This is a genomic window from Bacillus sp. JJ634, assembly GCF_036962285.1.
GTDB classification, from domain to species: domain Bacteria; phylum Bacillota; class Bacilli; order Bacillales; family DSM-1321; genus Peribacillus; species Peribacillus asahii_A.
Window position 1 is genome coordinate 1 of record NZ_JBALMU010000141.1, and the last position, 12,109, is coordinate 12,109.

Here is a 12,109-nt window from a genome sequence, read left to right on the forward strand (position 1 = left end):
TTTATACATTGCACAAAGACTGCACAGAAATTACGCGACACAATTGATATGTCTTACAGTCGCAAGGACTCTATTGTTTATTGTTGCGTGTTTTTTTGTCCATTATGTCCAGAAGCGGTGCTGAAACGGATGTTGCGGTGGAGTCCTACTATACAATGTTAGAACGTTGTCGCAAGCTAATTGATCAGTATTTTGGGCATGTGTGGTATTAATAAACAACGAAAAAAGTAGCTTGGGGGAAGCTACTCTTTTTCGTTATTTAAAGTATGGTGGTTGCCAGAAGCCTTCAAACTGTGGGTCTGTTTCAATCAGTTGCTGGAAATCCTCTGTTTGGTATGCGTCTGTTAAGTCTTTAACAAATGTTTTATCCTTGTCTTTTGTACGAACAGCGATTAAGTTTTGGTACTCAAATGGTGGGTTTTCAAGCAGTAAGCTGTCAGAAAGCTTACGGTCTGATGCTAAAATATAGTTACCGTTTACGACAGCATAATCAACGTCGCTAATTAGGCGTGCTAGCTGTGCTTGCTCTACTTCTACAAACTCAATTTCTACCTTGTATGACTCAATGTCATGTAAGCTCACTGTTAGCGGATCATAGTCAGATTTTAATGTTAAAAATCCACCTTCCTCTAAAATGCGTAGTGCACGAGCAATGTTTGGTGGGTCATTTGGAATTAACACTTTGTATTTTGTACTAGTATCTAGCTTAATTTCTGTAAGTTTATCAGAATAAATACCCATCGGCGCTGTCGGTACTTTAATTGTTTCGACTAAATCTAATTTATTCTCTTTAATAAAGCTTTCAAAATACGCTGTATGCTGAAAAATGTTAGCGTCTAGTGAGCCTTCTGCAAGGGCGAAATTGATTTCATTGCCGCTCGTAAATTCGACGAACTCAATCGTGTAGCCTTTTTCTTTTAAGATAGGCTCGATCCCTTTACGTACTTGGTCACTGTAAGGACCAGGCGAGAAACCGATTCGAATAGATTTCGTATCATCGGTACTAGCTGATTTACTGACATCAGATGATCCGCAAGCTGCTAACAATACGACGGTCAAAATAGATACGACAAATAATGCAAATTTTTTCATACAAAATTCCTCCTCAAATATGTTGTTGGACATAAGTCGGCCTCATGTTCATCCATTACGTCTGCGTGTAGTCTCTCATTTTGCTAGAAACAAAAAAAAGAGACACATATATTTGTTGGACAAATATATACGCCTCCGGTGATCCGGTCGGAAAAGTCTAGTAGACTAATTGGAATTAAGGATGATTTTACCAAGCGGTTTTTCATTTGGCAATACTATTTTTGAAATAAATAATAACAAAAATCGTAGAGAGATAGTTTTTTCATCTAATGGAGCACAGTAAAATTATTTTTATTCAAAAACACACAAAACACACTTGACTAATCTGAATTATTTGTTTATTGTGTTTACATAACTTAACAAAAGCCACTGGACCACCAGAGCTCCTTTCATATCACATCGATATGCTTGGAGCTTTTTTTGTTTAAAAGGAGGATGTCGCATGGTGCAAATTAAAGGAGCTAGAAATATTTGGCTCGATGGAAATAAAGTAGAAAAGCCAGCAGAGCACGCTGCGTTTCGTGGGACGTTTGAAACAATCAAGCAGCTCATCAAGCTAATTGATGATGGAAAGGTTGGCTTTTATGATGAATCAGTGCAACAAAATGTGCATAAAGCATTTTTAATTCCACAAACGTATGAGCAACTATTAGAAAAGAGAGAGGCGTATGAGACATGGGCCAGCAAGTCCTACGGAATGATGAGTCGCTTATCGGATTATGCGTATACCCTTATTACCGGCTACTACATCGACCGCGAGCAGCTAAGTGTATATGATGCAACATTCGCTGAAAAAATAACGAATTATTTTGAGCTAGTAAAGCGTGAACGTCGTTTAGTGACAACAGCGATTGCCGATCCGCAAATGGACCGTTCGAAGCCGATTACAGAGCGTGCAGATCATGCGTTACTTCGAGTTGTAGAACAGAGAGAGGATGGGGTTGTTGTTAGTGGAGCGAAAATGATTGCAACCGGTGCACCGTACGTCGACGACATTATTATTAATACGCCGTATAGCAAAGAAGACGGTCAGGAGCAATATGCGAATTTATTTATCGTCGCAACGGATTCGCCAGGGCTTGAAATTATTTGTCGTAAGAGCCATGCGGAGACGGATCGTGAACTATATCCGCTGGCGAGCCAGTTTGATGAGATGGATGCGGTTATCATTTTTGATAACGTCTTTATTCCAAATGAACGTATTTTTATTCGTGGTCATGCACAAGGGGCAACAGCAGCGCATCGTCATCAGCAGTTAAATACGTTAGCGCATCACCAAACGGTTGTGCGTCTGGCGACAAAGCTGAAGTTTGTTGCTGGACTTGCGACGGCCATTGCGAAAAGTATTGCGGTGGATACGTTTTTACATGTGCAGCAAAAGCTTGGTGAGCTGTATATGCAGGTCGATACGATCAACGGTTTGCTACAGACGGCGGAAACGGAAGGGAGTGTAGAAGGTAGTGCGTATAAGCCGAGTGCGGTGCCGTTACAAGTAGCGCGTCACTTAGGGACGCAGTATTATGCTCGGGCGATGAGCATTTTAAAGGAAATCGGCGCGGGTGGTTATACGCAGCTGCCATCAACAGTCATTCATCGTTTTGAGGATGAGCGAATAGAGGCGTTGCTGCATCGTTATTACGAGGGCGCGGCGACTTCTGCTCAGGATAAGACTGCACTATTTAGGGTTGGCTGGGAGCTAGTCGGCAGTGAAATCGGCAGCAGGCATGATTTATATGAGCGTTTTTATACAGGAGACCCGCTGCGCATCCAAGCTTTATTTTTTGAAAATTATGATAAAGGATGGCTGGATGAACGGTTGGATACGTTTTTAAATAGCTTGACGACGACAGTAAAACAGGATGTGTTTGTATGACGAATTTGAAGGAACGAATGCAGGATGGACGTAGTGTTTGGTACGGTGGCAAGCTCGTGACAAATATTGCGGAGCATCATGCGTTTCGCGGGACAGTGCAGACGATTGAGCAGCTATTAGGGTTGCAGACAGGTGCGTTGGAGCAGGAGCTAACATGCGAGGGTGCGCATCTTTCGTTTTTAGTGCCTACAGCGCGTGAGGATTTACAGCGTAAGGAGAAGGCGTACAAAATTTGGGCGGATGCGACTTTTGGGATTATGAGTCGCTTGTCGGAGTATTCGCGTGAAATCGAGACGGGATGGTATGCAAATCGTAAGCATTTAGCAACGATTATTCCACATTTTGATACGAAGATTGAGCGTATTTATCAAAATTCACGTAATCGCGATTTGCTATCGACCGCAGCAGCGCAAGATTTACAGCGTAATCGTAGTCGCGCAACGGTCGAGGCGGACAATGGTCAGCTACGCGTTGTCAAAAAGACGGAAGAAGGGGTTATTGTACGCGGAGCTAAAACCATTGCGACGGCTGCTCCTTATGTAGATGAATATATTATTTCGTCGTTCCATAAGCGGAGCGATACACAGCATGCGTTAGCGAATACGTTTATTATTCCGGCTAATTTACAGGGCTTGCAAATTGTTTGTCGTGAATCGTTTGCGAGTAGTGATGCGGTTAATGCACCACTGAGTGCACGTTATGATGAAATGGACGCGGTGCTAATTTTTGAGGATGTACTCATTCCTTGGGAGTATGTGCTTGTGCTAGAGGATCCGGATGCAGCGTGGAAGTTGCAGGTAGACCCAGTGGCAGCTGCACTAAGCCAGCATCAAACGGTAGTCCGTTTAAAAAGTAAGCTGCAAAGCGTGGCGGGGATTGCGTACGGGCTTGCGAAAAGTGCAGATGTAACAGGCTTTTTAAACGTTCAAAATGATTTAGCAAATTTAATCATGCAGGTGGAGACGATTGAGGCGTTGCTGCGTACGGCACAGCATACAGGAGAGTTGCATAACGGGATTTTTATTCCGAATCGTCAATATTTAGGCACGGCGCGTAATTTAGGGACGCGTTATTATGCAACAGGTGTAGAGGCGATTCAGCAAATCGGGGCGTCGGGGCTGCTACAGACACCAGCGACGACAGAGGAGCTTGCGAGTCATCCAGAATGGCGCGAATATTTTTCCGCATCTGATGAGTTCGATAGTACGAAGCGTACGATGCTTAGCAAGCTGGCGTGGGATTTTATCGGTAGTCCGCTTGGTTCGCGTCATGCGTTGTATGAGCGCTTTTATTCAGGAGATCCGGTTCGCACGTATGCGAATTATTATAATAATCATCCACAGCAGCAGGCATTCACACAGTTTGCGACATCGATTTTATAGGAGGAAAATAATATGACAAAAGCACATTTTTATTGGTTTGCGCCTACAAATGGTGATGGCGAATTTTTAGGGCTGGCGAAGCCTCAGCGTGAGCCTTCGTTAGATTATTTAATTGAGGTGGCACAAGCAACAGAAGAAGCAGGCTTTGAAGGGATTTTAGTACCGACGGGCATTCCGTATTTAGATTCATGGATTGTCGGATCTGCTATCGTGCAAAATACGAAGCGGATTAAACCGCTAGTAGCGTTCCGTCCGGGCTTTATCGCACCGACTGTGGCGGCAAAGCTTTCTGCGACGCTCGATCAGTTTGCGAAAGGCCGCTTGCTTGTAAACGTTGTGACAGGTGGCTTGCAAAAGGAGCTTGGTCAGGACGGTGATTTTACGGGGCACGAGGAGCGTTATGAGCGTACAGGCGAGTTTTTAGATGTTATTACGAAGTCTTGGACGGGCGAGACGTTTAGTCATAAAGGTCAGTTTTTCGAAACGAAGGATGCGCAGTTAGTGCCTGGGCTGTATCAACAAGGACGTATTCCGGTATATTTCGGTGGCTCATCGGATAGCGCAAAGGAAATTGCGGCGCAGTATGCGGATGTGTTCTTGCAGTGGGGTGAGCCGGTTGCCCAGGTGAAGGAGCAGCTAGAGGACGTGAAGGCGCGTGCTGCAAAATACGAGCGCACGTTAGAGTTTGGGGTTCGTTTACACGTTGTTGTACGTGATACGGAGCAGGAAGCTTGGAAGGCAGCATACCATATTATTAGTCAAATTGATGCGGACGTTCGAGAGAAGATGAACAATGTATTTGAAGAGACGGATTCAGTGGCGCAAAAACGTATGACGGAAATTGCGCAGCAAGGCGAGCGTTTTGATAAATATAGCTGGACGGGTATCGGGAAAATTCGTAAAGGTGCAGGCACAGCGCTTGTCGGCACACCGGAGCAAATTGAAGAGGCGTTGCAGGACTATATTGATGCGGGTGTGACGCACTTTGTGCTATCGGGCTTCCCGCATGTAGAGGAAGCGTTACGTTTCGGAAAAGACGTGCTTCCAAGATTTGAAAAAATAACTGTATAAGTGGTGAGACGATGAAATTTTTAACATGGGGTGCTAATATCGGCGGCGGCTTTTTACGCGCCAACATTGAACAAGAATTACGCAGTGATATTGCGTATAACATAGAGCTGGCACAGCTGGCAGATAAAATAGGCGTGCACGGTATCCTATTTCCGATTCGTTACGTAGGGCGTATCGGTGGCAATAATGGGACGGATGGGCAGCTGGATCCGTTAACAGTTGTCAGTGCAGTAGCAACGCAAACGTCACGTGTGAGTTTATTGGCGGCGGTATTGCCAAGCTTTATTCATCCGGTAACGTTAGCGAAAATTGGCTCGACGTTAGATGTCATTTCGGGCGGTCGCTTCCATATTAATTTAGTGAGTGGCTGGTTCAAGGCGGAGCAGGAGAAGTTTGGTATTGATTGGATTGATCACCGTGATCGTTATCGTCGTTCGGATGAATATTTACAAGTTGTGAAAGGCTTGTGGACGCAGGATGATTTCACATTTAACGGCGACTTTTACAACATTCAAGGTGGGACGTTAAATCCAAAGCCTGTGCAAAAGCCGTATCCAGCCATTTATCAAGGCGGAAACTCTGCACAGTCACAGCAAGTCGCAGCAAAAAATTCAGATGTGTATTTCATGAATGGTGCGCCAATAGAAGAGCTTCAGCCACAAATTGAGGCGGTGAAGACTTTAGCACAGCAGGAAAATCGCACGCTGCAATACGCGGTCGCAGCATACGTTATTGCACGTGAAACAGAAGAGGAAGCATTGGCTGAATACGAGGTAATTTTAGCAAGAGCAGATGAGGAAGCAATCGCACAATTTAAGGCGAGCAAAGAAACGAAAGGGATGTGGAAAAACGCTAAAACAGTGAGTGACTTTGTCGCAAACAATGAAGGCTTCCGTACAGGATTAGTCGGCAGCTATGAGCAAGTAGCGAGCAAGCTGCGCGAACTGGAGGCGATCGGCATTGATCAGGTGTTACTAGCATTCCGCAATCCATTAACAGAACTACCGTTATTTTTCGAGCACGTAGAGTCGAAAGTGAATCCTTTCACACTAAATACCAAGTAAACAACTTTATTAAATCAGTAAAGGGTGAATCTAGATGATTACGTTAAACAATATTAGTAAGGTTTACAAAACGAAGTCTACGCAGTTTGAGGCGGTGCAGCCGACATCGATTACGATTCAGCAAGGTGAAATTTTTGGCATTATCGGCTTTAGTGGTGCAGGGAAATCGACATTGCTGCGTATGATTAACTTAATCGAGCCGCCAACATCAGGTGAGGTATGGTTTGACGGATTCGAGCTGACAGCCCTAAAGCTGAAGCAATTACAACAGAAGCGCCATGAGATCGGGATGATTTTTCAGCATTTTAACTTGCTATTGAATAAAACCGTATATGGCAACATCGAATTTGCGTTGAAAGCTGCGGGTGTGCCAAAGTCTGAGCGTGCCGAGCGCATTCATCATATTTTAAAGGTAGTAGAGCTGAGTGATAAGGTGCATCATTATCCGGCGCAGCTAAGTGGTGGACAAAAGCAGCGTGTGGCGATTGCACGTGCGCTCGTGTTAAACCCGAAAGTGCTGTTATGTGATGAGCCTACGTCAGCACTTGATCCGCAAACGACGGAAAATATTTTGGAGTTTTTAAAATCGATTAATGAAAAGCTTGGTGTAACGCTTGTTATCGTTACGCATGAGATGGAGGTTGTCAATACGTTGTGCCACCGTGTTGCTGTCATGGAAAAAGGTGCGATTCAAGAAGAGCTGACGCTGGCACAATCACCGACAGCGACGACGAGCATAGGCAAATTACTCATTGAGCATCGTGAGAAGGAAAACAGGCATAAGCAGCATGATATTCGCTTAGGAGGCGTTATCCATGTTTGATAATATTATTATGCTTTTACCGGAAATTAAAGAAAGTATCGCTCAAACGTTTATGATGGTTGCGATTTCGCTATCGGCAGCTATACTGTTTGGGACTTCACTAGGCGTGTACGTGTTCTTAACGGAAAAGGGCTCTATTCAGCCGAATGCGGTTGCCAATCGCGTCTTAAATTATACGATCAACTTAGTTCGTTCGTTTCCATTTATTATTTTGCTCGTTGTGTTAATTCCGTTTACGCGTATAGTTGCTGGAACAACGGTTGGACCACTAGCAGCATCGGTACCGTTATCGATCGCAGCGATTCCGTATTTTGCGCGTTTAGTAGAGCAGGCGTTAAAAGAAGTGCCACATGGAACAATCGAGGCAGCAATTGCACTTGGTACGCCGAAGCGTTACATCATTAAAGACGTGCTATTAAATGAAGCACGTTCAGGTATTATTTTAGCTGTAACCGTGACGACAATTAGCTTTATTTCATATTCAGCGATGGCTGGAATGGTTGGTGGCGGCGGTATTGGCGATTTAGCGATTCGTTATGGCTACTACCGTTTCCAAACAGATGTCATGATTTTCATGGTGCTGTTGTTAGTTATCATCGTGCAAGTTGTGCAGTTTATCGGTAATTTATTAGCGAAGAAGCTAAATCGCCGTCATATTTAGGGGGAGATTTGAATGGTAAAAGCAATAAAAGAAACAGCGCCGATTGATATTCATTCCGGTGCTTTTGAAGAGTTAGTAAAAGCAATCGAGGAAGATGCAGAGGCGCGCCGTCGTAAAGATGATCGTCTGCTGCCGTATAAGGCATTTCAGCTTATTAAAGAGGCAAGGCTTGGAGCCATTCGTTTGCCGAAGAATCTTGGTGGTGCTGGTGTGACGAATGTTGAGCTATTTGAGGTTGTAAGAAAATTAGCGAAGGCTGATCCGGATGTAGCTCATGCATTGCGCGCGCATTTTGTGTTTGTCGAGGATAATTTAGCAGCACCGTCAAGTGCAGAGCGTACGCGTCGTTTGCAAATTGTAGCCAAGGGCGATTTAGTCGGCAATGCGACGACGGAAATTTCATCTAATCCACAAGGAGCAAAGCAGTATGAAACTGTGCTGAGCAAGGTGGGAGATGATTATGTGTTAAACGGTACGAAGTTTTTTACAACAGGTACTTTATATGCGGATTGGGTATCGGTCGTATCGGCTGGTGAAGGAGATACGGTATTTGTGAGCTTTATCCCGACGAACCGTGAAGGCGTGGCTATTTATGACGACTGGGACGGTTTTGGACAGCAGCTAACAGCGAGTGGTACGACAACGTTTACAAATACGCCAGTGAAAAGTTATGAGGCGGTCGAGCTGAAGCGTGAAAAGCAAAGTTATGTGGCGATTCGTCAGCTATTTTTACAGGCGGTCGTAGCAGGAATTGTCGAGGCGATTGTAGAGGATGGTGTAAAGCTATTAAAGGGGCGTAAGCGAACATTTACGCACGGTTCGTCAGCTACAGCAAATGAAGATCCACTGCTTTTACTAACAATTGGTGAAATTCAAGCAACGGCGTTTACATTGAAGACGTTAATTCGTGAGGCTGCGCAGGCATTAGATGAGGCGTTGCTGCAAGGTACGCAGCAGTCTAAGCATGAGGCGGCATTGAAAACAGTGTATGTAAAAGTCATTGGTGAGCAGCTGGCGTTGCAGGTGGCCACGAAGCTATTTGATGTCGGTGGTGCATCTGCGACGAGACGTGACCAGCATTTAGATCGTCATTGGCGTAACATTCGCACGATCGCCTCGCACAACCCGAGCTCGTATAAGCTGAAGGATGTCGGCAATTATGTAGTGAACGGGCATGAATTACCGATTAACGGTTATTATTAAAGGAGAATTTTATGTCTGAATTTTTTTATTATCAAACGGTGCCGATTGAGTTCGGTGTGGGGAAATTACAAAGCTTGCCGGACATTATTCGGGAGCGCGGCTATCACAAGGGGTTATTAATTACCACGAAGTCTATTGTTGCGAACGGCATAGCAGAGCGTGTTGTAGCGGAAAGTGGCGGGTTGATTACTGATTTCACATATGGTATTCAGCCAAATCCAACGGTGCAAAATACCGATGATTATATCGAGGTGTTGCGTAGTGGTAAGTATGATTTCGCAGTCGCGTTAGGTGGCGGCAGTGTACTTGATTGTGCAAAGGTGACGACCGCTTTAGCACCTACTACTGCGACGACACAGCGCTTTTTTGATGGGGAGTTTGTGCTAACAGAGCCAGGGCTGCCGCTTATTGCGGTGCCGACGACGGCTGGTACGGCGAGTGAAATTACGCGCGTATCGGTATTAAGTGATCCGGTGTCGGGTCGCAAGCGGCCGTTTAATAGTCCTTTTCTGTATCCAGTGTACGCATTGATTGACCCGCTTTTAACAATGAGCTGTAACAAAAAGGTGACGGCATCAAGTGGTATTGATGTGTTGGCACATTCGCTAGAGGCTTTATATAGTAAGCTTCATCAGCCGTTTACTGATTTGTTTGCGAAGCATGCGGCATCGCTCGTATTCCGCTATTTACAGACGGCATACGATGAGCCGGATAATGTCGAGGCGCGCACGAAAATGGCGGAAGCATCTGTGGCAGCGGGCATGGCGTTTAATATTACGCAAACGGCAGCTGCACATGCATGCTCGTATCCGCTAATAGAAATGTTAGACATTCCGCACGGTGAGGCGTGTGCGTTTACGTTGCCAAATTTTTGGGTGTTAAATGCGCAGGATGAGGTAGAGGGGGCGCGCTTGCAGGAAATTAGCCGTGAGCTAGGCTTCCGTGATGCGGCTCATTTAGCTGAGCGCGTAGAGGAATTGAAGCAGCATTTAGAACTTCGTATGAGTTTGCAGGAACTCGGTGTTGAAACCGATGAGCAGCTGCAGAAAATTGTTGAGGCGAGCTTTGCGCCGAATATTCATAATAATCCTGTAACTTTAACGAAGGAAAGCTTGTCCGCGTTTTATAAAAGTATATAGAGGAAGGCTGCTCGAAAAGCAATATTTCTTGAGCAGCCTTTTTCTGTCATAATATTTCGATTTTTGTAATAAGTTTTTTAACAAGTGATATAGGGGGGAAGTCCGAGATATGTCCAAAAACAGCATGATAAGTGTGAATAAATGTAAAATATTTATATTCAGAAAGATACAACTTACTGAACATCCTAAATTGGGGTAGTACCACCAGCGAAGCTGTCACCACCCGCAATAAGAAAATACTAAGATCCTTCAATCGATGAAACGTTTAGCGAAGGCTAAAATTCTCTCCGTAGCCACATCCCCCCTTTTCCCTCTACTCTGAATGAATTTTCCCATCTGATTCACTTTTTGTAACAAATTCCATCAGTTTTGTGACAGTGAGTTATTCCATTAAACCAGCTAATAGAAGCTACTCAGTTATTCCATAAAACGGGCGCTATTGTGGAGCAACATAGGTAGAAAATGATTGTAATATGATCAAACTTTTTTTATAAAAACGAAACTTAAATCTGCTGAAAAAGAATCCATTTTGATTAATCTTTTTTTCAAAATGGATTCTTTTTATTTATCGTAAAATGTAGTTTACGAGGCATTTTTGAACAAACTTTATTTTAAAGTTACAAATGGTCACCCTGGGGCTCATTTTTTTATTGAAAGAAAGAAGATAATACTAGGTTGTTCACGGGAATTTTTCATTTTTTTAAAGTAGACTATTTTTTATCAAAGTGTAGAACCTAAATAAGGGAAGTTATGGATTTGAAATCAACACCAATTCTCTTGCCTATATCTCTATATGATTCTTTTCCTTTAAGATAAGCTCCAACTGCATTTAATTTATCTTCAAATGTAAATTTACCCATAAAAAATACACCCCAATTGTTAGTTTTGTGTCTAACAATTGGGGTGCAGTTCAGTTTAATGTCCTATCAACTTTATAGATAAGGGGAGTGTTATATAATCCCAATGCTGAACTTTAGTATTCAGTTGAAAAGCTTTTCAAACGATAGCCAAGGGTTATATGTATTAAGCAGTTTTCTTGCAGTCATCATGTGGCTTCGAAGATTGTGTTGGTAAGATGATGAGCAAAAGTAACAAGGGAATCAAATGTGAAAGTGAGCATGTTTGCTAAGAAGCAATAATCTGTTCCATTCTATAAATAGGAATTTATTATTTGTATAAAATCTAAGATTACTTTATGCAGTTCCATTAGAAACTGGGACAAGAAACCTATCCCTCTGTCCCTCTTGAATTTTTCCCCGCTAAATGAACAGATTCCTTCAAAAGAGGAGGAAAGGGATTAATTCATCCCGAGCCGTTTCATTCTGTTGTATAAGGTAGTTCTTGTGATACCTAGTTGTTTAGCACATTCTACTTTGTTCCCATCCAAAATCTGTAATGCGCGTTTAATCACTTCTTTCTCGTGTTTGTCCATTTCTTCTTGTAGCGATAAAATGGTATGATCACTTTCTTTAGGTATACTCCATTCAATTTCTGGATGGTTTTCTATACTAGTATTGTTTGTAGGAAAGGGCAAATACTCTCTTTTTATTACTCCATCAGTTGCCAATACAACAAGCCGCTCAATGACGTTACGTAGTTCGCGAATATTGCCAGGCCAATCATATTGAATTAGTTCATTTACTACATCGGTAGATAATTTACGAAACAATCGCTTATATCTCAATGAAAAATCAGATAAAAAAGAATGGGTTAATTCGATAATATCTTCTTTACGCTCTCTTAAAGGAGGGATATGTAAGCTGAAAACATTTAAGCGGTAATATAAATCTTCACGAAACAT

Annotated in this window: 11 protein-coding genes; 8 read left to right on the forward strand and 3 right to left on the reverse strand. The window is 43.3% G+C overall.

The window, feature by feature from the left end:
* Positions 1–255 precede the first annotated feature (255 nt).
* Positions 256–1,092, reverse strand: a complete 837-nt coding sequence (locus V7068_RS18815; RefSeq protein WP_499714052.1) for a MetQ/NlpA family ABC transporter substrate-binding protein — start codon at positions 1,090–1,092, stop codon at positions 256–258.
* Between the two features lie 442 nt (positions 1,093–1,534).
* On the opposite strand from V7068_RS18815, the gene V7068_RS18820 reads away from it, so the two are divergent.
* From V7068_RS18820 to V7068_RS18855, 8 genes are read left to right on the forward strand one after another with little or no spacing between them, the layout of a single operon-like run.
* Positions 1,535–2,965 (forward strand): 4-hydroxyphenylacetate 3-hydroxylase N-terminal domain-containing protein, encoded by a 1,431-nt coding sequence (locus V7068_RS18820; RefSeq protein WP_499714053.1) that lies wholly within the window; start codon positions 1,535–1,537, stop codon positions 2,963–2,965.
* On the forward strand, positions 2,962–4,347 hold the full coding sequence (locus V7068_RS18825) for a 4-hydroxyphenylacetate 3-hydroxylase N-terminal domain-containing protein (RefSeq protein WP_499714054.1): 1,386 nt from the start codon (positions 2,962–2,964) through the stop codon (positions 4,345–4,347). The genes V7068_RS18820 and V7068_RS18825 overlap by 4 nt, the downstream gene beginning before the upstream one ends.
* Before the next feature lie 12 nt (positions 4,348–4,359).
* Positions 4,360–5,418: an LLM class flavin-dependent oxidoreductase gene (locus V7068_RS18830; protein WP_499714055.1), complete on the forward strand. Its 1,059-nt coding sequence runs from the start codon at positions 4,360–4,362 to the stop codon at positions 5,416–5,418.
* A gap of 11 nt (positions 5,419–5,429) precedes the next feature.
* The gene (locus tag V7068_RS18835; RefSeq protein ID WP_499714056.1) at positions 5,430–6,482 is read left to right on the forward strand and encodes an LLM class flavin-dependent oxidoreductase; all 1,053 of its coding nucleotides are present in this window, start codon (positions 5,430–5,432) and stop codon (positions 6,480–6,482) included.
* Between the two features lie 34 nt (positions 6,483–6,516).
* Complete coding sequence (locus V7068_RS18840) at positions 6,517–7,305, forward strand: methionine ABC transporter ATP-binding protein (RefSeq protein WP_499714057.1); 789 nt, start codon at positions 6,517–6,519, stop codon at positions 7,303–7,305.
* Positions 7,298–7,966, forward strand: a complete 669-nt coding sequence (locus V7068_RS18845; protein WP_499714058.1) for a methionine ABC transporter permease — start codon at positions 7,298–7,300, stop codon at positions 7,964–7,966. Before V7068_RS18840 ends, V7068_RS18845 begins: the two co-directional genes overlap by 8 nt.
* Positions 7,967–7,978: 12 nt before the next feature.
* Positions 7,979–9,169: an acyl-CoA dehydrogenase family protein gene (locus V7068_RS18850; RefSeq protein ID WP_499714059.1), complete on the forward strand. Its 1,191-nt coding sequence runs from the start codon at positions 7,979–7,981 to the stop codon at positions 9,167–9,169.
* 11 nt (positions 9,170–9,180) lie between these two features.
* Complete coding sequence (locus V7068_RS18855) at positions 9,181–10,308, forward strand: iron-containing alcohol dehydrogenase family protein (RefSeq protein WP_499714060.1); 1,128 nt, start codon at positions 9,181–9,183, stop codon at positions 10,306–10,308.
* A 734-nt stretch (positions 10,309–11,042) separates the two neighbouring features.
* Here V7068_RS18855 and V7068_RS18860 read toward each other — a convergent pair.
* Positions 11,043–11,168, reverse strand: a complete 126-nt coding sequence (locus V7068_RS18860; protein WP_402925341.1) for a hypothetical protein — start codon at positions 11,166–11,168, stop codon at positions 11,043–11,045.
* A gap of 437 nt (positions 11,169–11,605) precedes the next feature.
* On the reverse strand, positions 11,606–12,109 hold a 504-nt coding region (locus V7068_RS18865), incomplete at its 5' end, for an AAA-type ATPase lid domain-containing protein (protein WP_499714061.1).